Origin of the sequence: Amycolatopsis sp. cg13 (assembly GCF_041346965.1) — a bacterium.
In the GTDB taxonomy this organism is placed as follows: domain Bacteria; phylum Actinomycetota; class Actinomycetes; order Mycobacteriales; family Pseudonocardiaceae; genus Amycolatopsis.
The window spans coordinates 4529876-4553135 of sequence record NZ_CP166848.1 but is presented as its reverse complement, the minus strand read 5'-3'; the positions used below and the strand labels follow the sequence as shown (position 1 = coordinate 4553135).

18 protein-coding genes are annotated in these 23260 nt (G+C 69.6%); 13 read left to right on the top strand and 5 right to left on the bottom strand.

Going from position 1 to position 23260, the window contains the following annotated elements; genetic code table 11:
* Positions 1–3 precede the first annotated feature (3 nt).
* From AB5I40_RS20775 to AB5I40_RS20750, 6 genes are all read left to right on the top strand, one after another.
* Positions 4–2961: an ATP-binding protein gene (locus AB5I40_RS20775; protein ID WP_370940189.1), complete on the top strand. Its 2958-nt coding sequence runs from the start codon at positions 4–6 to the stop codon at positions 2959–2961.
* Between the two features lie 46 nt (positions 2962–3007).
* Positions 3008–5086, top strand: a complete 2079-nt coding sequence (locus AB5I40_RS20770) for a magnesium transporter (RefSeq protein WP_370940188.1) — start codon at positions 3008–3010, stop codon at positions 5084–5086.
* 3 nt (positions 5087–5089) lie between these two features.
* The gene (locus AB5I40_RS20765) at positions 5090–5689 is read left to right on the top strand and encodes a hypothetical protein (RefSeq protein WP_370940187.1); all 600 of its coding nucleotides are present in this window, start codon (positions 5090–5092) and stop codon (positions 5687–5689) included.
* A gap of 2 nt (positions 5690–5691) precedes the next feature.
* Positions 5692–6690 carry a C40 family peptidase gene (locus AB5I40_RS20760; protein ID WP_370940559.1) on the top strand — a complete coding sequence of 333 codons (999 nt, stop codon included), beginning with the start codon at positions 5692–5694 and terminating at the stop codon, positions 6688–6690.
* A gap of 121 nt (positions 6691–6811) precedes the next feature.
* Positions 6812–8893, top strand: a complete 2082-nt coding sequence (locus tag AB5I40_RS20755; RefSeq protein WP_370940186.1) for a hypothetical protein — start codon at positions 6812–6814, stop codon at positions 8891–8893.
* A 24-nt stretch (positions 8894–8917) separates the two neighbouring features.
* Positions 8918–9115 (top strand): hypothetical protein, encoded by a 198-nt coding sequence (locus AB5I40_RS20750; protein ID WP_370940185.1) that lies wholly within the window; start codon positions 8918–8920, stop codon positions 9113–9115.
* Positions 9116–9273: 158 nt separating this feature from the next.
* On the opposite strand, the gene AB5I40_RS20745 is transcribed toward AB5I40_RS20750, so the two are convergent.
* Positions 9274–10233: an AAA family ATPase gene (locus AB5I40_RS20745; protein WP_370940184.1), complete on the bottom strand. Its 960-nt coding sequence runs from the start codon at positions 10231–10233 to the stop codon at positions 9274–9276.
* A 113-nt stretch (positions 10234–10346) separates the two neighbouring features.
* Here AB5I40_RS20745 and AB5I40_RS20740 point away from each other — a divergent pair, with 113 nt between their 5' ends.
* Together AB5I40_RS20740 and AB5I40_RS20735 are read left to right on the top strand one after the other, a co-directional pair.
* Positions 10347–11765 (top strand): RNB domain-containing ribonuclease, encoded by a 1419-nt coding sequence (locus tag AB5I40_RS20740; protein WP_370940183.1) that lies wholly within the window; start codon positions 10347–10349, stop codon positions 11763–11765.
* Complete coding sequence (locus AB5I40_RS20735) at positions 11762–12526, top strand: helical backbone metal receptor (RefSeq protein WP_370940182.1); 765 nt, start codon at positions 11762–11764, stop codon at positions 12524–12526. The genes AB5I40_RS20740 and AB5I40_RS20735 overlap by 4 nt, the downstream gene beginning before the upstream one ends.
* Here the strand turns inward: AB5I40_RS20735 and AB5I40_RS20730 are convergent.
* Complete coding sequence (locus tag AB5I40_RS20730; protein WP_370940181.1) at positions 12507–13934, bottom strand: aldehyde dehydrogenase family protein; 1428 nt, start codon at positions 13932–13934, stop codon at positions 12507–12509. The genes AB5I40_RS20735 and AB5I40_RS20730 overlap by 20 nt on opposite strands.
* Positions 13931–15286 (bottom strand): 4-aminobutyrate--2-oxoglutarate transaminase, encoded by a 1356-nt coding sequence (gene gabT, locus AB5I40_RS20725; RefSeq protein ID WP_370940180.1) that lies wholly within the window; start codon positions 15284–15286, stop codon positions 13931–13933. Before gabT ends, AB5I40_RS20730 begins: the two co-directional genes overlap by 4 nt.
* A 153-nt stretch (positions 15287–15439) precedes the next feature.
* Here gabT and AB5I40_RS20720 point away from each other — a divergent pair, with 153 nt between their 5' ends.
* Entirely contained in the window at positions 15440–16861 is a 1422-nt protein-coding gene (locus AB5I40_RS20720; RefSeq protein ID WP_370940179.1) for a PucR family transcriptional regulator, read from the top strand.
* Here the strand turns inward: AB5I40_RS20720 and AB5I40_RS20715 are convergent.
* Both AB5I40_RS20715 and AB5I40_RS20710 read right to left on the bottom strand, forming a co-directional pair.
* A complete protein-coding gene (locus tag AB5I40_RS20715) occupies positions 16851–17591 on the bottom strand; it encodes a cache domain-containing protein (protein WP_370940178.1) in 741 nt (246 codons plus the stop codon). The genes AB5I40_RS20720 and AB5I40_RS20715 overlap by 11 nt on opposite strands.
* Positions 17592–17623: 32 nt before the next feature.
* Positions 17624–18367 carry an FCD domain-containing protein gene (locus AB5I40_RS20710; RefSeq protein WP_344288431.1) on the bottom strand — a complete coding sequence of 248 codons (744 nt, stop codon included), beginning with the start codon at positions 18365–18367 and terminating at the stop codon, positions 17624–17626.
* A 113-nt stretch (positions 18368–18480) separates the two neighbouring features.
* Here AB5I40_RS20710 and AB5I40_RS20705 point away from each other — a divergent pair, with 113 nt between their 5' ends.
* The 4 genes from AB5I40_RS20705 to AB5I40_RS20690 all read left to right on the top strand — a co-directional run bounded on the left by AB5I40_RS20705 (position 18481) and on the right by AB5I40_RS20690 (position 23248).
* The gene (locus AB5I40_RS20705; RefSeq protein ID WP_370940177.1) at positions 18481–19896 is read left to right on the top strand and encodes a gamma-aminobutyraldehyde dehydrogenase; all 1416 of its coding nucleotides are present in this window, start codon (positions 18481–18483) and stop codon (positions 19894–19896) included.
* 32 nt (positions 19897–19928) lie between these two features.
* The gene (locus AB5I40_RS20700) at positions 19929–21005 is read left to right on the top strand and encodes an ABC transporter ATP-binding protein (RefSeq protein WP_370940176.1); all 1077 of its coding nucleotides are present in this window, start codon (positions 19929–19931) and stop codon (positions 21003–21005) included.
* A gap of 26 nt (positions 21006–21031) precedes the next feature.
* Positions 21032–22240, top strand: coding sequence for an ABC transporter substrate-binding protein (locus AB5I40_RS20695; RefSeq protein ID WP_344288425.1), 1209 nt, complete (start codon positions 21032–21034; stop codon positions 22238–22240).
* 126 nt (positions 22241–22366) lie between these two features.
* Positions 22367–23248, top strand: coding sequence for an ABC transporter permease (locus tag AB5I40_RS20690; protein WP_370940175.1), 882 nt, complete (start codon positions 22367–22369; stop codon positions 23246–23248).
* The last annotated feature ends 12 nt before the right edge of the window (positions 23249–23260 follow it).

Sequence of the window (23260 nt, the reverse complement as noted above, 5' to 3'; positions counted from 1 at the left end):
TCGTTGTTCGGTCGCGGCGGAAGCCGAGGGAAACGGGAGCAAGACGTCCCTGCCGGCGCGTGGAACGCGCCACCGCAGGGCCGTCCGCCGTCCGGCGGCAAGAACTCCGGCGGCAAGGGCCGCCGGCTGCCCGGTGAGCAGGCGATACCGGCGTACACGCCGTCGATCGCCGCGCGCAGCATCGACGGCCACCTGCTGCGGACCGGGTACGAGGTGTACGCCTGGTACCGGCTCGCGCCGCAGCGCTGGTCGTTCCGTTCCGATTCGCAGCGCCGCGACTTGATCGCGGCCATCGCGGGCCAGTACGCCGAACTGCAGGGCCGCTGGCTGCACCTGCGCGTCACGAACCGGCCGTACCCGATCCGGATGTGGGCCGAGGCGCACGTGCACAACGCGGTCGGCAGGCCGGGCGACGTGCCGGGCGCGCTGTCGTTCGACGACTACCTGATCGGCGAGCAGCAGCAGCTGATGGGCCGCTCGATGGCGGAAAAAGAGGTCTATCTCGGCGTCCAGGTGCAGACCCGGCGCATGGTGGACCGCGCGGTCGAACGCGCCGCGCCGGTGCTGCGCCGGATCTTGCCCGAGGCGGTCGACGCCGAACTGGCCGCGCTCGACTCCGAGATCGAGCACCTCGACCAGGTCATCGGCAGCGCCGGGCTGGAGGGCCGCCCGGTGCACGCCGAGGAGATGTCCTGGCTGATGCACCGCTCGTGCTCGCTGGGCCTGCCCGCGCCGCGGAACATGCCCGCGGTGCCGGGCGCGGCGTGGGAGCCCGAGGACCTCGCCAGCTTCACCGACGCGGCGGATTTCCACGCCGACCCGTACGCGCCCACGGTCACCGTGCGCGGCCGAACCGGGTCGAACGCCGGGGTGTCGCGGCATCTCGCGGTGCTCACCGTCGGGCAGATGCACGGGCTGCAGATCCCCGAGGTCGACGACCCGTGGATCCAGCACGCGGACCGGCTGCCCGCGGCGGTCGAGGTGTCCGCGCGGATCTACGTGCGGCGGCCGGAAGAGGTGTCCGGCGAACTGCAGCGGCAAATGAACAAGGTCCGCTCGCAGGTCAAGCACTACACCGACGAGCACGAGCTGGAACCGCCGCAGTCGCTGGCCCGGCAAGCCGGCCGGGTGCTGGAGATCGACGACGAGATGACGTCGGGCTTCACCGCGCTCGCCACGCGCGTGCGGTCGTGGTGGCGCCTCGCGGTGTCCGGCCCGACCGAGCGCGACGCATTGCGGTTGGCTCAGCAGCTGCTGGACCTGTACAAGCCGAAGATCGCCATCGAGCACCCGGAAGCCCAGTACGCGATGGCCCGGGAGTTCATCCCGGGCGAGCCGCTGGCCTCGGGCGCGTACATGCGCCGCGGTTCGGTGGTGTGGACGGCGTCCGCGGTGCCCACCGCGACCGCGGAGGTCGGCGACCGGCGCGGGATCCTGCTCGGCGAAACGGTGACCGCGACGCGGCGGCCGGTGGCCTGGGACCCGTGGATGGCGCAGGAAATCCGCGACGGTTCGGGCCTCACCGCGATGGTCGCCGGACTGGGCGGCGGCAAGTCGTTCCTCGGCGGCGGCATCGTCTACAAGACGCTGCGGGCCGGGGCGCACTGGACGATCCTCGACCCGTCCGGCCCGCTGTCGCGGCTGTGCGACCTGCCGGAGATCCGGCCGTACGCGCGGCCGATCAATCTGCTCAACGCCCAGCCGGGCATCCTCAACCCGTACCGCGTGGTCGCCGATCCGCTGATCGAGCACTTCATGGACGAGGAAGACCCGGAACGCTCGTGGCGGCGCGAAAAGGCGCTGGCCGGAGCGACCCGGCGGCGGCTGGTGCTCGACGTGCTCACCGGCGTGCTGCCGTACGAGGTGTCCCGGATGGCGCAGACCCGGATCGTGCTGCTGCGCGCGGTGCGCGCGGTCGGCGGCCGGTTCGACGCGGACCCCGGCCAGGTCATCGACGCGCTGCGGCGGGATTCGAGCGAGCACCACGAGCACGCGGTCGTGGTCGCGGACTTCCTCGACGAAATGCGCGAGCGGATGGCGCTGCTGATCCCGGAAACCGACGCGGACCCGTACTCCGAGACCCGCGACGACCGGATGACCGTGCTGACCATGGCGGGCCTGACGCTGCCCAAGGACGGCGTCCCGCGCGAGTACTGGACCGACGCCGAATCGCTCGGCGTGGAAATGCTGAACCTCGCGGCGTGGCTGACCCAGCGGTCGGTGTACGAGAAGCCGAAGGAACTGCGCAAGGGCGTCTGGATCGACGAGGCGTTCTTCCTGTCCGAGGTGCCGACCGGACGCGTGCTGATGAACCGGTTCGCGCGTGACTCGCGGAAATGGAACGTCCGGGTGCTGCTGTCGTCGCAGATCCCGGCGGACTTCCTGAAGATCCAGGGTTTCGTGGCGCTGCTGGACTCGGTGTTCGTCGGCAGGCTCGACGACGACGACGCCCAGGCCGACGCGCTGCGGCTGCTGAAGGTGCCGGTCGGCGTGGGCTACGAGCAGGTCGTCGCCGCTCTTGGCCGTCGCCCGGGAGCCCAGCGCGGGCTGGAACGCGACATGGAGCCCCGGCAGTTCATCTTCGGCGACGGCGCCGGCGGCGTGGAGCGCATCCGCGTCGACTTCTCCGGCCCGCATCTCGACCCGTTGCGCGCGGTCATGGACACCACCCCGGGTTCGCCCGACGCGCGCACGAAACCCGGCAGCGAACTCGTGGTACCCCACGAGGACGAGGCCAAGCCGTATGTCCCCGCCCCACCGGAGGACGACGAGCTGGAACACGACTTCGAACTCCAAGCGGAACTCGAGGTCGGTCTTGCCGACGAGCAGCTGCTGGGCTCGCCGGACCCGCTCGCGTCCGAGACCGGCGAGGTGGAGGGTGCAGTGCGCAACGGACGGCAGGAGGACCGGCACGCCCGCGCCGGCGGCAAGGGCGGCGGCACCGGCAGGGATGCCGCATGAACCCCGGTGATCCGGGCCGGCCCGCGCCGGCCGTGAGGAGGCCTGCGTGAACACCGTCTTCACGCTGGCGTTCGTCCTCGCGTTCGCCGCCGGCTGGCACGCGCTGCGCAAACGCGTCAAGGAGGGCCCGAAGCCGGGCGGCCGTCGTCCTAGCCGGCGCGCGTCGCTGCTGGCCGTGGTGGCGGTGATCGGGCTGCAGACGGTGCTGTTCGCGCCTGCCGCCAATGCGGCGGCGTGCGGGGAATCGCCGAACCCGGAGCGTCCGGGAGCGGGCATGGTCGGCGCGCTCGACCCGCCCGAGGGGCACGGCGAACCCGGCAGCGCCTACATCGACTACAGCTACGCGGGAACGGTCTGGAACACCTATCAGACCAACTGCACCGCGCTTTCCGCGATCGCGTCCCCCAGTTCGACCATCGACACCTGGGCCGGGAACCAGCTGTTCAACGTCGGCAAGAACATCGTCGGCGCCACGAACTCGCTGCACTACACCGTCCTCGAGGGCGGATTGCTGAACCCGATCTACAACGCGGTGAAGTCGGGCGCGGAGAAGGTGTACAACAACATCTACGCGCAGCTGTTCGGCCTGGTCGCGCTCATCTTGTCGATCATGTTGTTCCGCAACATCTGGCGCGGTGACCTCGCCGGGGTCAGCAAACGGGCGCTCTACGCGATGGCGGGCGTCTGGCTGGCCGCTTCGTCGCTGGCGATGCTGAGATATTTCGATCCGATCGACAAAGCGATCGTCCAGACCACCACCAACATCCAGGCGGGATTCGTCGACTCGTCGCAGGACCGGATCGTCCGCGACATCCTGCCCACGGACCTGCACAACCAGGTCGTCTACGACAACTGGCTGCGCGGCGAGTTCGGTTCGCCCACCGCCCCGCAAGCCCAGCAATACGGCAAGCCGCTTTTGGACGCGCAGGCGTTCACCCGCGATCAGCTGGTGAACGGCGACGACGGCAAGCAGAACGTCGTCGACGCCAAAAAGGCCGCCTTCAAAGACATCTCCACCAAACTCGGCCCCGCCACCGGCTACTTCACCGGCGAGTCCGGCGGCCGCACCGGCGCGGGTTTCCTCGCGTTGGGCCAGAGCCTCGTCTACTCGCTCTTCCAGTTGCTGGCCAAGGCGTCCGTGCTGCTTGCGCAGGTGCTGATCCGCCTGTTCGCGCTCACCGCGCCGCTGATCGGGCTGGTCGCGCTGCTGAACCCGGAGATCCTGCGCCGCGTGCTCAAGGTCGCCGGCGGCATCGCGTTCAACCTGGTCGTGCTGTCGGTGCTGGCCGGCGTGCACGCGCTGCTGCTGCAGGCGATCTTCGCCGCGGGCGACGGGCTTAACCTGCTCACCAAGATGGTCCTCGCCGGGCTCATCACGGTGCTGTTGTTCCTGGTCGGACGGCCGGTGCGGCGGCTGTGGCAGATGGTCGAGATGTCGGTCAGCATGGTCGGCGCGGCGGTGCCGTCGCCGGGCGGCGGGCTGTTCTCTCGCTTCCGCCGGAAGAACGGGCCGACGCCGCAGGACGAGTTCTGGCAGAACGTCCGCGACACCGACGACGTCGTCGACGGCGAGCAGCGCGGCCCGATCGGCGCGACCGTCGGCGGCGGCCGGTACCGGCCCGAGGCGGCGGTGTTCGCCAGCTCGCAGCGGCTCGACAACGGTTCCCGGGCCGCCCGGCCCGCGGCGGCCTGGTCCGGTGCTCCGTGGCCGGGCGCGGTCGGTCCCGCGCAGTCCGCAGCGGGCGCGCTGCCCGCGGGCGGCGGGGGCGGCGCGCCGGTGTTCGGCCAGTACCACCCGGTTGCCGGTGCGCCCGGCGACTACGTCATGGCGGGCGCGCGCTGGCCGGTGAAGGAAAGCCGCCAGGTCGACACGTCGCCGGTCGCCGACCGGCGGTGGAGCGACGAGCCGGAACCGGTGGTCGTGCCGTCCCGGATGGCCGCGCCGGACCGCGGGTACTCCGCCCCGGCCCCGGACCAGCCCGGGTTCACCGTGCCGACTCAAGGCATCCGGGCCCAGCCGCGCCGGGTCGATCCCGAGGTCGTGGCCGGGAAACCGGTGTTCGTGCTGTACCGCCCGTCGCGCGGCATCGAGGTCCGCGACACCGACCAGGTCATGGGGCGGTGACCGATGCCGATCCGCACCAATCGCGGCCGGACCGCGGTCTACCGCCGCCTGTGGGGTTTCCCGCTCCGTTCGCCCCGGCACCTCGTGGGCACGCTGGTGTTCCTCGCGCTGGTGATCACCGCGCTGGGCATCGGCCTGCCGAAGGTGCTGGGCAAACCGGCGTCCGCGCAGCCGGGAGCGGCTCCGCCGAACTCGTCGGCCGGGCCGCACACCGGCGTCGCGGCCCCGGTGCCGAGCACTGAAACCCTGCCGACCCGGCTGTCGCAGCCGCTGGTCACCCCGACGTCCGCGCCGCCGAGCCCGGAGGCGGTGAACGTCGCGCGGCAGTGGGCGAACGCCTGGGTCCGCCATCCGGCGGGCATCTCGAACGCCGACTGGCTCAACGGGATGCGCGGGCTCACCACCGACGAGTACCTCCCCGTCATGTCCACTGTGGACCCCGCGAACATCCCCGCCACCAAGGTCACCGGCGATCCGGTGGTCGCGCAGTCCTATTCCAGCTCGGTCAAGGTCGTGGTCCCCACCGACGGTCCGAAACTCAGCATCACCGTGGTCAAATCCAACGCGGGATGGCGAGTGTCGGACTACGACCAGGCGAGCTGACCGTGAAGCTGGCCATTCTCGTCTCGGTGCTGATCGCCGCCGTTTTCGCCACGGTGCTCACCACCAACGTCGTGACGAAAGTCGTGAACGACCAGCAGCAGGCGGCGGCCGGCGGCATCGCGCTGACCTCGTGCGACGCCGCGATCGGCCCGACCCAGCCCGGCCAGCCCGAGCAGGGCGGTTCGGACGCCGCCGAACTCGACCAGGAGTCGCGCGGCACCGTTTCGCTCATCATCGCGATCGGCAAGCAGCGCAGCCTCGCGCCGCGCGCGTGGCAGGTCGCGATCCAGGCCGGGATGACCGAATCGCGGCTGCACAACGTGAATTACGGAGACCGCGACTCGCTCGGCATCTTCCAGATGCGTCCGTCGATGAACTGGGGCAGCGCGGCCCAGGTCACCGACCCGAACTACGCGATCAACAAATTCTTCGACGTCCTGCTCGGCGTCCCGGACTGGGAAAACCTGCGCCCCGGCGACGCCGCGCAGCGCGTCGAGCGGTCCGGCTTCCCGGATCGCTACCACCGCTGGGAGGCCATGGCGGCCACGCTGGTGCAGAACATGGGCCAGATCGCGGACGTGGTCGGCTGCGGGCAGGGCATGGGCGCCGCGCTCCCGCCGAGCCAGGCCGCCGCGCAGGCCATCAAGTTCGCGCTCGGCGAGCAGGGCAAGCCCTACATCTGGGGCGCGACCGGCCCGGACTCCTACGACTGTTCCGGCCTGATGCTGCGCGCCTACGAGTCGGCGGGCGTGATCCTGCCGCGCGTTTCGAAGGACCAATACAAGGCCGGCGCGATGCTGCCGGTGCGCGAAGCGCAGCCCGGCGACCTGATTTTCCTCGCCACCGACCCGGCCGACCCGACGACCATCCACCACGTCGCGATGTACCTGGGAGACGGCAAGATCGTCGAGGCCCAGCAGACCGGCGTCCCGGTGCACATCCGCCCGTTCTCGTTCGACGAGCGTCAAGTGGTGCCGCAGGCGGTGCGCCCCGGCGTCTAGCATGGGTGCGGGAGGCACCGGCTCTTGACCCGCGGGCGCCCAGCACCGCGGGTCCGGATTCACCCCGAAGTCGCGGCCTGTCCACGAGCACGTGGCCGCGCGCTGGCAGAGGATGGCACACGTGGCACGGAAATTCGGCAAGCGAGGCAAGTCAGGCCAAAGCGAGCCCCAGGACCCGGCGGCGCTGTTCGGCGCACCGCAGCCGCCGCGCCAGTCCGCGCACCCCGCGTCCAGCACCCCGCTGGCGGACCTGCTGAACCAGGGAATGCCCGGCGTGGACGGCGGGTACGTCGTCCTGCCGCGCTCCCTGGCGGAAGGCATGTCGCTGCCGTGGCAACAGCAAATGGCGGCTTTGCTGGCCCAGTTCCACGCGGAGCACGCCCGGTTGTCGTGGCCGGTGTACCGGGTTGTTCCGTCCCGCTACGAGCGGTTGGTCGATCTCGACGAGGAGCAGCTGGCCGAGGCTGGGTACCTCGTGGAGATGGACGCCGAGGGGGAGATGGTCTACCGGGAACGCAGCGGCCGGAAGGTCCAGGACCCGGACCGGACGACTGTGCTGGTGTCCTGCCTGGACCCGATCCCGCGTCCCGCCGCGGCCGGCCCGCCGCCTTCGGGGACGGAGCGACCGGTGGGGCCGTTGCCCGCGCCGGTGCCGATGAACATCGGACCGGCACCGGTGTGGCGGTCAGTTCCCCACGGGCCTGAGGAGGGGTCGGCTGGGCCGGTCAACGCTGGTCAGATGCCTCGTCCGCCGGAGGAGCCTCGCTCGGCCGCTGGTGCTGGGCCGGCAGCGAATCCTGAGCCGGTGACGAATGGCCAGGTCAAGGCACCGGAACCGCCTGCGCCGATCCCGCCCGTTGCGACGCCAGAACCGCCTGCGCGGGTCCCGTCAGCTGCTGTGGCGGAACCGCCTGCTCCGGTCCCGCCCGCTGCTGTGGCGGAACCGCCTGCTCCGGTCCCGTCAGCTGCTGTGGCGGAACCGCCTGCTCCGGTCCCGCCCGCTGCGATGGCGGAACCGCCGGTGCCGGTCGCGCCCGCTGACCAGGTTCCGGAGACCGCCAGCCCGGCCCCTGCGGCAGAGTCGCCCCAGCCTGATCCGGTGCCCGCAACTGACTCGGGCACGTCTGTCGAAGAGCCGATTCCTCCGCGCGACTCAGGCACCGTGGATTCCGCCCAGCCCGCAGTGGAAAAGGCACCGCCAGCCGTTCCGGCACCGGCGAATCCGATCTCCGCGACGCCCACGGCTCCGGCTCCCGCTCAGCCGGTCGATCCGCAGTTGCAGGCGAGGCAGTCGTGGCAGCCGAAGCCGTACGTCCACGAGCCTAGGCAGCCCGCGCGTCCGGCGGAACCGTTGCCGTCGCAGGGAAATCCAGTGCACGGCCAGTCTTCTCAGCCGGGAGGGGGTCAGCCGCAGTACGTCGCTCCGCACGCGCCTCTTTCCGGGACGCCACAACAGGTTCCGGCGGCACCTCCTGCCGCGCCGGTCACGGAGCAGCCGCCTGCGCCAAGCGCGCACCCGGCTCCGCTCGCACAGCAACCTCCGGCGCAACCGCTTCCGCCGACTGCACCAGCAACGCAGCAGCAGACCCCGCCAGCACCTGCACCGCAACAGACCGCGCCCGCACCTGCACCGCAACAGGCCGCGCCGGTGCAGCAGCCTGTCTCGCCACCGCCTCCGCCAGCGAACCCGCCTGCGCAGCAACCGCTTCCGCCCGCACCCGCCGCCCAACCGGCTCCGCCCGCACCCAGCGCCCCACCGGCTCCGCCCGCGCAGCAATCCCCAGCGCAGCCGCAGGCAAACCCGTCCGGACCCGCGCAGCCGACCCCTCCCACCACAGGCACGCCGTTCCAGCTGCCACAGCCCAGCGGCCGCCGACGGCCCGCCGAGACCGGGCCGGACGGGCGACCGCTGCCGGTTTTCCCCGGGCAGGAGACCGGTCCGTCCGGGCCGCCGCAGCCGTCGCGGACGTATCGGGAGGAGCCGCCGGTCTTTCCGGGCAAGGAGTCAGCCGTACCGCCGGTGCCGAAGCCGGACTACGGCGCCTCCTCCCCGGCGGACGACGCGGCCACCCCGCCGCGCGGCATCCCGGTTCCGGACAACCGCGGGTGGTTCGACGAGCACCCCGACCACGAGGACGACGGCCCGTCCGACTTCGGGCCCACCGGGCAGCCCACCGAGGTCCCGTTCCGCTGGCGCAAGTGAGCGGGCAAGTGTCAGGCTGAACCCATGTCTGACGACCCGAACCCGGACCAGGGCTGGTACTACAACACCCGGACCCACGAAGTCGAGCACCTGGAACGCAGCCGAGGAGTCGACCTCCTCGGCCCCTACCCGGACGAGGCCACGGCCCGCCGCGCGCTCGACATCGCGCGCGAGCGCACCCGCCAGGCCGATGCCGCCGACCGTTCTTGGGACGGCGAGTGATCGTTTGACGCTCTGAGCTGCGTCGGGCGTTCGACCTCGCCCGCGAGCACGGCGCGGCCGATCGCGCATGGGACGGCGCTACGGGGTAGCAGAAAGCGGCCGACCGGACAGGTCAGTCCGGTCGGCCGCCTCGCCCCCCTAGGCAGGCAACCCGTCAGCTATCCCGCCACGAGAGCCGGATCCAGGACGAACTCCGGGTCCACCTGCTCCTCCAGATCCGCCCCGGCGCGTCCGTTTCCCCAAGCCCGAGCGTTCCGCAGGTGGAATTCCACCCCTTGCCGCTGGTACCGCGCCCAATCCCGTGGCGTCGCGTCCACCAGGTCCTGCATCGCGGCCAGCGTCGCCAGGTTCCGCGGCTCCAGCTCGCCGATCGGCCGGGTCGTTCCGCGCTCGGCGGCCCGGACATGGCCGGAAGTCGTCATCCAGCCCAGCAGCGCCGAACCAAGCTGCGTGGTCAGAAAATCGACGTCGTCGCTGTCGGTGACCTTGTTCCCGACCGCGACCAGGTGAACCCCGAAGTCCCGCGCGTGATCCGCGTACTGACGGTAAACACCAACGCTGCGCAGGGTCGGTTCGCACACCAGGAAGGTCACGTCGAAGCGCGTGAACAGGCCTGAGGCGAACGCGTCGGCACCGGCGGTCATGTCCATCACGACGTACTCGTCCGTGCCGTCCACCAGGTGGTTCAGCAGCAACTCGGCCGCGCCGACCTTCGAGTGGTAGCAGGCGACGCCCAGGTCGTCCTCGTCGAATTTGCCGGTGACGCCCAGCCGGACGTCGCCCAGCGGGCGGAAGCAGGCGTCGAAGATGGGGTTGTCTTCGAAGGGGCGCACGAGCCGCGAACCGCGGCCGGGCGGGGTGGTTTTGATCATCGCGTCGGCGGAGGCGATCCGCGGGTTGTCGCCGCGCAGGTAGTCCTTGATGAGCGGCATGTTCTCGCCGAGCGTCGGCCACGCCAGCGCCTGCTCCTCGGTCGCGCCTAGAGCCACCGCGAGGTGCTGGTTGATGTCGGCGTCGATGGCCAGCACCGGTTTGCCCGCACCGGCCAAATACGAGACGAACAGCGACGAGAGCGTGGTTTTCCCGCTGCCGCCCTTGCCGACGAACGCGATCTTCACCGATCTGACCCCTTCTGAAAATGAAGACGGTTATCAATGCCAGGCAGGCTACACCCGACCGGCCCGCGCCCGAACGGGCGATCATCGGCGGTTCGGCGGGATAGTGTTGGACCGTGCCGCCACTCGTGCTGAGGACGCCAGCGTCGGGAGGGGACTTCGGTCGTCTCCGGGCGGAGTTCGCGCTGCCGGAGTCGTTCGGGCCCGCGGTGCTCGCGGAGGCCGAAACGGCGGTGCTCGATCCGCTCGCGTCGGCGGGCGGCCGCGAGGACGCCACTGACCTGCCGTTCGTCACGATCGATCCGCCCGGGTCCAAGGACCTCGACCAGGCGATGGTGATCGAACGGCGCCGCAGCGGGTTCCGGGTGCAGTACGCGATCGCGGACCTGGCGGCGTTCGTGCCGCCGGGCGGGGCGCTGGATCACGAGGCGCGGCGGCGCGGGCAGACGTTGTACCTCCCGGACGGCAACGTTCCGCTGCATCCGCCGGTGCTGTCCGAGGGCGCGGCCAGTCTGCTGCCGGGCGAGATCCGGCCCGCGGTGCTGTGGACCATCGACGTCGACGAGGCCGGGGAAATCGTCGCGACCCGGGTTCGGCGGGCGTTGGTGCGTTCGACCGAGCAGCTTGACTACGAAGGGGTCCAGTCGTCGCTCGATGCCGGGCGGCCGCATCCGTCGGTGGCGGCGTTGCCGGAGTTGGGCCGGTTGCGGCGCAGTCTCGCGGTGCAGCGCGGCGCGGTCGAGTTGCAGTTGCCGGAGCAGGAAATCAGCGGCGACATCGACGGCGGCTGGATTCTCGCGCGCCGGCCGCGGACGGTCGTCGACGCGTGGAACGCCGAGATCTCCTTGCTCACCGGGATGGCGGCGGCGCGGATCATGATCGACGCCGGGATCGGCGTGCTGCGGACGCTGCCTTCTCCGGAGCCGGACGCGGTGGAATGGCTGCGCCGGTCCGCGGCGGCAACCGGGTTGGCTTGGCCGGTCGAGCTGACGGTGTCCGAGTTTCTGTCCACTTTGGACCCTGGGCAGCCCGCGTCGATGGCGTTGTACGCGGACACCACCAGACTCTTGCGGGGCGCGGGTTACACGGCCTTCGCCGGGGAATTGCCTGCGGTTACGACGCATGCCGGGATCGGCGGGGCCTACGCGCATGTCACGGCGCCGATTCGCCGGCTGGTTGACCGATTCGGCACCGAGGTGTGCCTGGCGGTGACGGCGGGACGCGACGTGCCGGATTGGGTCCGCGAGGCGTTGTCTGAAGTACCGGCGCAGATGTCCGCTTCGGACAGTCTCGCCGCGCGGGTGGAGCGGGCGTGCATAGATCAGGTCGAGGCGTGGGTACTCGCTGAGCATGTAGGTCACGAGTTCACCGCAGTGGTGCTGCGTGCGGAGGAGACGCGCGCGGAGATCCTGGTCGAGAATCCGCCGGTGATGGCGAAGTGCTCCGGCGAGAAGTTCCCGGAGGGCGAGCGGATCGCGGTGCGGCTGACCGAAGTGGACGTCGAGCAGCGGAAGGTGTCGTTCGAACGGGTATGAGGAACGCGGAACTGGTCGATGATCTCGGCGAGCCGGTGCCGATCGAGGGGCCGCCGCAGCGGGTGGTGTCGCTGGTGCCGTCGCTGACCGAGGCAGTGGAGGTCAGCGCGCCCGGGCGGCTGATCGGGGCGACGGATTACTGCACGCATCCGCCCGAGCTGGACGTGGAACGGGTCGGCGGGTCGAAGTATCCGAAGCTCGACCGGGTGCTGGCGCTCAAGCCGGATCTGGTGCTGGCGAATTCCGAGGAGAACCGGCCGGAGGACGTGGAAACCCTGCGCGCCAACGGGATTCCGGTGTTCGTCATGGCCGCGGCGGAGTCCGTGCCTGCCGCGCTGGGCTCGTTGCGGCGGATTTTCGGCCAGGTCTACGGCATTGACGAACCGGAATGGCTCGACACCGCGGACGAGCTGTGGCGCGAGGTGGAGCCGGTGCGGTATCGGGCGGTGATTCCGGTGTGGCGCAAGCCGTGGATCGTGCTGGGGCGCGACACCTTCGCCGGCGACGTGCTGCGCCGCGTCGGGATCGAGAACGTCTACTCAGGACACTCCGAGCGCTATCCCCGGCCGTCGCTGGAAGAACTCCAGAAGACCGGGGCCGACCTGGTCGTACTGCCCGACGAGCCGTACGAATTCACCCAGGACGACGGCCCCGGCTTCTTCCCGGAGATGCGCCCGGTGCTGATTTCCGGGCGCTACCTCACGTGGTACGGACCGTCCCTCGTGGACGCCTACGCGGCGCTCAGAGAGTCAGTCCAGTAAGGACAGTCACGCGCTCCTCGGTGAAGTCCGCCATCGCCGCGGCCGGGCCTTCCCGGCCGACGCCGGAGTCCTTCACCCCGCCGTACGGCATCTGGTCGGCGCGGAAGCTCGGCACGTCGCCGACCAGCACACCGCCCACCTTGAGCCGCGCGGACACGTCGAACGCCGTCGGCAGGTCGCGGGTGAAAACGCCGGTCTGCAAACCGAAGCGGGACGCGTTGATCCGCTCGACACCATCGTCCACAGAGGACACGCGAACCAGCGAGACCACCGGACCGAACACCTCGTCCGCCATCACCGATGCGTCCTCGGGAGCTTCGGCGAGCACGGTCGGCTCCACCGTCGCGCCCTTGCGGCCACCACCGGCCAGCAGTTTGGCACCGGCGACCACCGCGTCGGTGACCCAGGATTCGACCCGCGAAGCGGCCGCCTCGTTGACCAGCGGGCCGACGTCGACGCCGTCTTCGCGCGGGTTTCCGGTGCGCAGCGCGGCAACCTGCTCGAGAACCTTCGCCTGCAGCTCGTCGTAGACGTCGGTGTGCGCGTACACCCGCTGCACCGAGATGCACGACTGTCCGGCCTGGTACATGGCGAACGTCGCGATCCGCTGCGCGGCGAAGTCCAGGTCAGTCCAATCCGGACAGACAAGAACCGCGCCGTTGCCGCCGAGCTCCAGCGCGACGTGCTTGCGCGGCACGCTGTCGCGGATGGCCCAGCCGACCGGCACCGAACCGGTGAACGACACGACCGGCAGCCGCGGGTCCTTGACCAGTTCGGCGGTCGCTTCGTTGCCCAGCGGCAGAATCGACCAGCTGCCCGCCGGAAGATCGGTCTCGGCAAGGATTTCGCCGAGCAGCAGCGCGGTCAGCGGCGTGGCCGGGGCGGGCTTGAGCACGATCGGCGCACCGACCGCGATCGCTGGGGCGACCTTGTGCGCCACCAGGTTCAGCGGGAAGTTGAACGGCGTGATGCCCAGCACCGGACCGCGAGGCACGCGCCGGACGAGCGCGAGCCGTCCGGTGCCGCCGGGGTCGGTGTCGAGGCGCTGCAGGTCGCCGGAGAACCGGCGGGCCTCTTCGGACGCCCAGCGGAACGTCGACACCGCACGGCCGATCTCGCCGCGCGACCACTTCAGCGGCTTGCCCGATTCGGCGGTGATCAGCTGCGCGATCTCCTCCGCCCGCTCGGAAAGCCGCCGCGAGATGTGGTCCAGCGCGCCCGCGCGGACGTGCGCGGGCAGCGTCGCGTACTCGTCGGCGACGTCCGCCGCGGCCTGGACCGCGGTCTCCACATCGGACGGTCCGGGCAGGTAGTGCGAACCGGCTTCGGAACCGTCGAAGGAATGCCGGACGACGGTCGTTTCGCTGCTGGTTACCGGCTTTCCGGCCACCCAGAACGGGAAAGTCACTTGCGAGCCTCCGCGGCGATTGCGTACTCGAGAACGGCGAGGCCTTCGTCGAGCAACTCGTTGGACAGGGACAGCGGGGGAAGCAGCCGGACGATGTTGCCGTAGGTGCCGCAGGTCAGCACCACGACGCCCTGCGCGTGACAGGCGGCGGCGATGCGCTTCGTGAGGTCGGCGTCCGGCTCGTTCGTGCCCGGCTTGACGAACTCGGCAGCCAGCATCGCGCCACGCCCGCGGACGTCGCCGATCACGCCGGTTTCCGTGGCCAGCGCCCGAAGTCGCGGTAGCACCAGTTCTTCGATGCGCTTCGCGGAACCGGTCAGGCCGTCGCCCCGCATGGTCTCGATCGCGCCCAGCGCGGCGGCGCAGGCGATCGGGTTGCCGCCGTAAGTGCCGCCGAGCCCGCCCGGGCCGACCGCGTCGAGCAGCTCCGCGCGCCCGGTCACCGCGGCGAGCGGCAGACCGCCGGCGATGCCCTTGGCCGTGCACACCAGGTCGGGGACGACGTCCTCGTGCTCCGAGGCGAACCAGTTGCCGGTGCGGCAGAAGCCGGTCTGCACCTCGTCGGCGACGAACACGACGCCGTTCGCCTTGCACCACGCGGAAATCGCGGGCAGGAAGCCGGGAGCCGGTTCGATGAATCCGCCCTCGCCCTGGATCGGTTCGAGCACGACGGCGGCGACCTGGTCGCCGCCGATCTGCTTCTCGATCCGGTCGATCGCCTGCCGCGCGGCCTCCGGGCCGGCCAGCCCGTCGCGGTACGGGTACGAGCCCGGCACGCGGTACACCTCGGGCGCGAACGGGCCGAAACCGTGCTTGTAGGGCACCGATTTCGCGGTCATGCCCATGGTCAGGTTAGTGCGGCCGTGGTAGGCGTGGTCGAACACCACGACGGCCTGGCGGCCGGTGGCGGTGCGAGCGATCTTCACCGCGTTCTCGACGGCTTCGGCACCGGAGTTGAACAGCACCGACTTCTTCGCGTGGTCGCCCGGCGTCAGCTCGGCCAGCGCTTCGCAGACCTCCACGTAACCCTCGTACGGGGTCACCATGAAGCAGGTGTGGGTGAACAAGGAAGCCTGCTCGCGCACCCGGTCGACCACCTCGGGCGCGGAGTGCCCGACGCTCGTCACCGCGATCCCGGAACCGAAGTCGATCAGCACGTTGCCGTCGGCGTCGGTGAGCAGGCCGCCGCTGGCGGAGGTGATGTAGGCGGGCAGCGTGGACGCGACCCCGGCGGCGACCGCGTTCGCGCGGCGCTCCTGCAGCGCGCGGGAGACGGGCCCGGGGATCTCGGTCTGCAGCCTGCGCTGCCGGGGTGCCGGAGCCTGCGGCTCGGCGGCGGTGCTGGTGGTCACGGCGCTCCTACGTCGCGGGTCGTGAGTGCTGATCCCGGTTAGAACCGCGATAGGCACTCACGAGCTTTGAGTGGTTCGCCCCTCAGGATGGGGCCTGCGCCGCCCGCAGTCAGCTGGCCGTTCTGTCCAATTCGGCGGCTACACTTGGCCGTTATGGCACTCACCCTGCGCGCCCTCGCCGCCGAACCCGCGCTCGGCCTGCGCGTGGTCGCGGGCGAGGCCGGGCTGGACCGCCCGATCGGCTGGGTGCACCCCACCGAGCTGACCGACCCGCAGAGCTTCCTCGAAGGCGGGGAACTGCTGCTCACGACCGGCCTGACGCTCTACAGCGCGACCTACGCGGCGTACATCCGACGGCTCGTTGACGCGAATGTCGCCGGGCTCGGCTTCGGCGTCGGCCTGAGCCACGCGAAGGTGCCGGACGCGTTGGTCGCGGTCGCCGACGAGGTCGGGTTGCCGGTGCTGGAGGTGCCGCGGAAGACGCCGTTCATCGCGATCACGCGCGCGGTGTCCCGGTCGGTCGCCGCTGACGAGTACGCCGCGACCGTGCGAATCGGCCGCGCCCAACAGGAGCTGACGAGGACCGCCGTCGGGCGCAGTGGCGCCGGGGGAGTGGTGCGGCGGCTCGCGCGACTCATCGACGGTTGGGCTGTGCTGTACGACTCCGCCGGACGCGTGCGCGAGGCGTCCTCGGCCAAGGCGCGCAGTGCCGAGCTGGACGTCACCGGCCTTCGCGCAGGCACGCGCGTGGTGTCCCATGGCGACGACGAGGTCGTCATCCAGACTCTGCACACGCGGGGTGCGCTGGCGGTCGGTACCGCGGAACCGTTGGACAGCACCGGACAGCACATCGTCAACACGGCGGTCTCGCTGCTTTCCCTTGCCCTGGAACAGGATCGAGCACAGCGGCTTGCACTCTCCCAACTGCACACCGGGGTGCTGGAGCTGCTCGCGGCCGGGCACAACGAGCTGGCCCGCGAGGTCGTACCGGATCTTCCAGCGGAACCGTGGACGGTGCTGGCCGTAAAGGGGAGCAAGGCGGCGCGGAACACGCTGTACGAACGCCTGGAAACCCTTGCCGGACAGGTGTTCGCCGCGCATCGCGGGGACAAGCTGATCGTGCTGGCGGAGAACGACGAGGTGCGCGCGATCGTCGCCGAGACCGGAGAATTCCACAGTGGACTATCCGCGGCGACGGAATTCCCGACCGCGCTGAGGCAGGCGGAAGAAGCGGCCGAGGCGGCACGGACCCAGCGCGTGCCGATGCTGCGATACGCCGACCACGCCGGGGCCGGGCTGCTCGGCCTGGTCGATCACCAAGCCGCGCAAGCGTTTTCCGACCAGCTCCTCGCGCCGGTGCGGGAGTTCGACCGTACCGGCCGCGGCGACCTGGAGCTGTCCCTGCGCTGCTGGCTCGAACACCACGGCCACTGGGACCTCGCCGCGACGAAGCTCGGCGTGCACCGGCACACCTTGCGCAACCGGGTCACCAAAGCGGCCGAACTGCTGGGCCGGGACCTCGACTCACCAGGCGTCCGCGCTGAACTGTGGTTCGCCCTGCAGGTCAGGTCGTGACCAGCAGCGTGATCGGCGAATCCCCGCACCGCCGCAACGTCATCCCGCCCGGTGCCGTATACGGTTCCGCGCCGGATGCCCACCAGGCAGGCACGTCGATCTCGCGCACCAGCGACCCGGTCGCCTTCCGCACGCTGTTCGACACGATCACCCGGCCCTGCGCGTTGAGCAACGCGGCGGTCCGGCCGAGCGCGCGAAGCCGGCGACTCACCGTGCGCTCGAACTCGCGCACATACACGTCCGCACCAACGACTCCGGCGAATTCCTCACCGCGCGTGACAGGCACGGTGAAGGTCAGCGTGTATTCGTCCGTGCAGAGATAGTCCACGTACGGCCCGTTGACGTGCCGCCGCCCGCTGTCGCGCGGGACGGTGAACCACGATTGCCGCGTGTAGTCAAGGAAATTAGGGCTCTCCGGATCGAGGCTGATGAACAGCTGTTCCGGCGCGCCGTCGTCGGTGCGGCACGAGGTCCACCACTCGAAGCCGAGTTCCTGATCAGCCAAGACATTCGGCGCGCTCACGAAGCCCGCGCCGACCACGAGGCCGCCGAGCGCCTCGATGACCTGCGGCCGGATCGTGTGCAGCGCTTCGGCGGACAGGTCGGCGCTTTCGCCGAGCAGCGTTTCGGCGGCGGCCAGAACTGGTTTCAGGCGCGCGAAAATCTCCTCGACGAGGGCGGAAACCTGGGTCACTACCTCTTCGCCGGTCAGCGTGTGGGTGTCGGTCACGATGCTCACCTCGTGATGCGGGTCATCGGAGCTTACGGCGTTTCGAGGGTCAGGTGCAGATCTGCGAGCCGATCAAGCGCGCCGAGAAGGTGTTCTTCGGTCAAGGCGCGCGCCCGATCGCCGTCGGCCGAGGCGATCGCGGTGACGATCGCCTGGTGCTCAGCGTAAGACCCACGGCAGGTTTCCTTGTCGCCGAGGGGCGCCCAGAGCAATACGCCGTGTTCGCTCTGCAGCTGAACTTCCTGGTTGGTGAGCCGCGGGGACTGTGCGGCGGCGGCGACTTCGAGGTGGAAGTGCCGCTCCGCGCGGGTCGCGTCGGGGCCGCTCGCGCCGAGGAGGTCTTCCGCGGTGAGCCGCAGCCGTTCGAGATCTTCGGGGGTGCTGCGTTCGGCGGCGAGTTTCGCGGCCGAACCCGCGACGGCGAGGTAGTGGTCGCCGAAGTCGCGAAGTTCAGCCATTGAGACCAATCGCAGGCGTTCGGCCCACGAACTCTGCGCGGGCCAGTCCGGGGTGCGCACGAAACTGCCGCCGCCGCGTCCGCGCCGCGTTTCGACAAGGCCCTGCTGCCGCAGCACCGCGAGTGCCTCGCGCACGGTGACCGTGGAGACCCGGAACTGCGCGGCGAGTTCGGCCTCGCTCGGCAACTGTTCGGCGTCGTCGAGGAGACCGAGCGTGATGGCGTCGAAGAGCCGCGCCGCGACCGCCTCCGCGCGCCCCACCTGTTCCAGCGGGGCGAACATCGCCAGTCGTGCGCTGTTCGACATCTCCTTGCGCATCGTTGGTCCACCCGTCTCGGCATCCGTTGGAGCCAATCCTGCCCCAGGGCCTTGTCATTTGAAATATGGAGTTATATGTTTCATCCTGCCACGGAGAGTCAGGAGGCGCACGCGTGCAGGAGTTGAAGCACTACGTCGGCGGGACCTACGTCGACTCGCTGTCCGGAAAGGTCGCGGAAATCGTCGACCCGGTTACCGGCCGTGCGTACTGCACCGCGCCGGTGGCCGGCGCCGAGGACGTGGACCGCGCGCTGAAGGTCGCGGCGGAAGCGTTCGAAAGCTGGCGCGAGACCACCCCCGCGCAGCGGCAGCTCGCACTGCTGAAGATCGCCGACGCGCTCGAGACGCGCGGCGAGGAGATCATCCGCGTCGAAGCGCAGGACACCGGCAAGCCGTTCGCGCTGACCATGGAGGAGGAGCTGCCCGCGGTCATCGACCAGGTGCGCTTCTTCGCCGGTGCCGCGCGCGTGCTCGAAGGCCGGTCGGCCGGCGAGTACATGGAAGGCCACACGTCGTTCATCCGCCGCGAGCCGGTCGGTGTCTGCGCGCAGGTGACGCCCTGGAACTACCCGCTGATGATGGCGATCTGGAAGATCGCGCCGGCGCTCGCCGCGGGCAACACCATCGTGCTCAAGCCGTCCGACACCACGCCCGCTTCCACGCTGCTGCTCGCCGAGATCTGCGGCGAGCACCTGCCCGCGGGCGTGTTCAACGTGATCTGCGGCGACCGCGACACCGGACGTGCGTTGGTAGAGCACGACATTCCGGCGATGGTGTCGATCACCGGCTCGGTGCGGGCGGGCATCGAGGTCGCCGGTTCGGCGGCGCACGACGTCAAGCGCGTGCACCTCGAACTGGGCGGCAAGGCCCCGGTGATCGTGTTCCCGGACGCGGATCTCGAAGCCGCCGCCGAAGCCATTGCCGCGGCCGGGTATTTCAACGCGGGCCAGGACTGCACGGCCGCCACGCGCGTGCTGGTGCACGACGACGTGCACGACACCTTCGTCAACGCGCTCACCCGCCAGGCCGAGGCGAACAAGACCGGCACGGACGACGACGTCGCCTTCGGCCCGCTCAACAACGAGGCACAGCTGGAAAAAGTCTCCGGTTTCATCGAACGGCTCCCGGAACACGCGACTGTCCACTGTGGAGGACGGCGTTCCGGCGAAGAGGGCTATTTCTACGAGGCCACCGTGGTTTCCGGCGTCAAGCAGGACGACGAGATCATCCAGAACGAGGTCTTCGGCCCGGTCATCACCGTCCAGCGGTTCACTGAGGACGACGAAGCGCTCAAGCACGCCAACGGGGTTCCCTACGGCCTCGCTTCCTCGGTGTGGACCAAGGACCACCAGCGCGCCATGAAGTTCTCGGCGAAACTCGACTTCGGCTGCGTGTGGATCAACACGCACATTCCGCTCGTGGCCGAGATGCCGCACGGCGGGTTCAAGCGGTCCGGCTACGGCAAGGACCTCTCGCTGTACGGCCTCGAGGACTACACCCGCGTCAAGCACGTGATGAGTGCGCTGTAGCCGTCGTGACCAGATCCATGGGAAGGCCCGTCATGCCCCATCAAGCCCCCGCCGAGACCCGGCCGCCGGGAAGGCGTCCGCAGTCCGCGCAGCCGGCGATCCGGCTCACCGGACTGGAAAAGCACTTCGACAAGGTGCGTGCCGTGGACGGGGTCGACCTCGACATCCCGCCCGGCGAGTTCTTCTCGATGCTCGGCCCGTCCGGTTCCGGCAAGACCACCGTGCTGCGGATGATCGCCGGATTCGAACTGCCCACCGCGGGCACGATCGAACTCGAAGGCAAGGACGTGAGCCAACTGGCTCCGTTCGACCGCGACGTCAACACGGTTTTCCAGGACTACGCGCTCTTCCCGCACATGACGGTGCAGCAGAACGTGGAGTACGGGCTGAAAGTCAAGCGGGTCGGGAAAGCCGAACGCCGGGACCGGGCGAAGGAAGCGCTCCGCACGGTGCGGCTGGAGGACTTCGGCGACCGCAAGCCGTCGCAGATGTCCGGTGGACAGCGACAGCGCGTCGCGCTCGCCCGCGCTCTCGTAAATCACCCGAAAGTGTTGCTTTTGGATGAACCCCTTGGCGCACTTGACCTGAAGCTGCGCCAAACCATGCAGGTCGAGCTCAAGCAGATCCAGCGCGAGGTCGGCATCACCTTCGTCTTCGTCACCCACGACCAGGACGAGGCGCTCACCATGAGCGACCGGATCGCCGTGTTCAACGCGGGCCGCATCGAACAGGTCGGTACTCCGGTCGAGATTTACGAACGCCCGGCAAGTGCTTTCGTAGCAGGGTTTGTCGGCACGTCGAACCTGCTCAGCGGCCGTAGCGCCGAGGCGGTGATCGGCAGGCCGGGCGTCTACAGCATCCGGCCGGAGAAGATCCGCATCGACGGAGACCTTGCGTCTCCGGCCGGTCCCGGAGAGACTTCTGCGACCGGTTCGGTCACGGATGTCGTTTATGCCGGTTCGACGGTGCGCTACGCTGTCGCGCTCGATGCCGGGGGCCAATTGTCCGTTGTCCGCCAGAACACCAGCGAGCCGACCGAGTTCGCCGACGGTCGCGTCCGCCTGCGCTGGCGCCGCGAACACAGTTTCCGGGTCCCCGAAGCCGGCTAGTTCCTCACGGGAAGGTTTCTCTCGCTATGAAGAACAGGAAGACGCTGCTCGCAGGGCTGTGCGGCGTGAGCCTCCTGCTCGCTGCCTGCGGCACCTCGGGCTCCGACTCCAAAGCGGGGTCGGCGCCGGGCGCACAGGGCTTCACGCCGCCGAAGCTGAACGCGCTGACGCAGCTCGGCCAGCCGGAAGGCCAGCTGAACGTGCTCGCGTGGCCCGGTTACGCGGAAAACGGCTCGAACGACGCGAAGGTCAACTGGGTCACGCCGTTCGAGCAGCAGACCGGATGCAAGGTCAACGTCAAGCCGTTCGGCACCTCGGACGAGGCCGTGACGCTGATGAAGACCGGGCAGTACGACGTGGTTTCGGCGTCCGGCGACGCCTCGCTGCGCCTGGTCGCCTCGGGCGACGTCGAGCCGGTCAACACCGCGCTCGTCCCGAACTACAACGACATTTACCCGTTCCTCAAGAACAAGTCGTGGAACAGCGTCAACAACGTCGCCTACGGCATCCCGCACGGCTGGGGCGCGAACGTCCTGGCCTACCGCACCGACAAGGTGCAGCCGGAGCCGAAGTCGTGGTCGCCGATGTTCGACGAGAAGTCGCAGTTCAAGGGCAAGGTCATCGCGTACGACTCGCCGATCTACATCGCCGACGCCGCGCTGTACCTGATGGCGCACCAGCCTGACCTGGGCATCAAGAACCCGTATGCCTTGGACGACAAGCAGTTCAAGGCGGCCACGGACCTGCTGAAGAAGCAGCGCCCGCTGGTCGAGGAGTACTGGTCGGACTACCTCAAGGAAACGCAGTCGCTCAAGAGCGGCGACGGCGTGATCGGCACGGCCTGGCAGGTGACGGTGAACCTCGCGAAGAGCGAGGGCGCGCCGATCGCGGCCACGGTGCCGAGCGAAGGTGCGACCGGCTGGTCGGACACCTGGATGGTGTCCGCGAAGTCGCAGCACAAGACGTGTGCGTACAAGTGGATGGACTACATCACGAGCCCCAAGGTGAACGCCCAGGTCGCCGAATACTTCGGTGAGGCCCCGGCGAACTCCAAGGCCTGTGCGGAGTTCAAGGACAAGTCGCTGTGCGACACCTACCACGCCAACGACGCCGCGTACGCCGCCAAGATCCAGTACTGGACCACGCCGATCCCGCAGTGCCTCGACGGCCGCACGGACGTCAAGTGCAAGGACTACGGCGACTGGACCCGGGCCTGGACCGAGATCAAGGGCTGAGCCGGCTCTCGCGGATGCCGGTTCCCACCGCGCCGGCATCCGTGAGTCCGCCGGGGGTTGCGGGCCCTCCCCAATGTTCCCGCAGCCCCCGGCTTTTCTCCCTTCCGCACCCGAAAGCGCTAAGACATGACCGCCGTGAGCCCGCCGAGTCACCGCATCTCGGCTTTCTTCCACCGCAAACCCAAGCTGCGCCTCGGACTTCTCCTCACCGCGCCGATGCTCTGGCTCGGCCTGGCCTACCTCGGCGCGCTCGCCGCCCTCTTCATCACGGCCTTCTGGTCCACCGACGTCTTCACCGGCAAGGTGGTCACCGACTGGTCCTTCGACAACTTCGTCACTCTTTTCAGTGATTCCGTTTATCGCACGATCACGTTCCGCACCGTCGGCATCGCGTTGCTGGTGACCGTGATCGACGCGGTGATCGCGTTCCCGATGGCCTTCGCCATGGCCAAGCTCGCGTCGCCGCGGGCGCAGCGCTTGCTGGTGATCATGGTGATGACGCCGCTGTGGGCGAGCTACCTCGTGAAGGCGTACGCGTGGCGGACCCTGTTGTCCGGCAACGGAGTGCTGAACTGGCTGCTGAACCCGCTCGGCCTTTCCGGCCCGGGTTACGGCGTCACCGCGACCGTGATCACGCTGTCCTACCTCTGGCTGCCGTACATGATCCTGCCGATCTACGCGGGCCTGGAAAAGCTTCCGACGTCCCTGGTGGACGCTTCCGGCGACCTCGGCGCGAAATCGTTCCGCACGTTCCGTTCGGTGATCCTGCCGCTGACGTTCCCGGCGATCGTCGCCGGTTCGATCTTCACCTTCTCGCTGTCGCTCGGCGACTACATCGCGGTGAAGATCGTCGGCGGCACTTCGCAGATGCTCGGAAACGTCGTGTACGACAACATCGGCGCGGCCAACAACCTGCCGTTCGCCGCGACCGTCGCGACGGTTCCGGTCGTGATCATGCTCGTCTACCTGGCCGCGGTGCGTCGCACCGGTGCGCTGGACAACCTCTAGGAGACCGCCGTG

What these genes read in the sequence shown, in the direction of transcription:
- AB5I40_RS20765 (WP_370940187.1), top strand. Translation starts at nt 5,090, where the DNA reads ATGCCGATCCGCACCAATCGCGGCCGGACCGCGGTCTACCGCCGCCTG.
- AB5I40_RS20750 (WP_370940185.1), top strand. Translation starts at nt 8,918, where the DNA reads ATGTCTGACGACCCGAACCCGGACCAGGGCTGGTACTACAACACCCGG.
- AB5I40_RS20735 (WP_370940182.1), top strand. Translation starts at nt 11,762, where the DNA reads ATGAGGAACGCGGAACTGGTCGATGATCTCGGCGAGCCGGTGCCGATC.
- AB5I40_RS20720 (WP_370940179.1), top strand. Translation starts at nt 15,440, where the DNA reads ATGGCACTCACCCTGCGCGCCCTCGCCGCCGAACCCGCGCTCGGCCTG.
- AB5I40_RS20710 (WP_344288431.1), bottom strand. Translation starts at nt 18,367, where the DNA reads ATGCGCAAGGAGATGTCGAACAGCGCACGACTGGCGATGTTCGCCCCG.
- AB5I40_RS20700 (WP_370940176.1), top strand. Translation starts at nt 19,929, where the DNA reads ATGCCCCATCAAGCCCCCGCCGAGACCCGGCCGCCGGGAAGGCGTCCG.
- AB5I40_RS20695 (WP_344288425.1), top strand. Translation starts at nt 21,032, where the DNA reads ATGAAGAACAGGAAGACGCTGCTCGCAGGGCTGTGCGGCGTGAGCCTC.
- AB5I40_RS20690 (WP_370940175.1), top strand. Translation starts at nt 22,367, where the DNA reads ATGACCGCCGTGAGCCCGCCGAGTCACCGCATCTCGGCTTTCTTCCAC.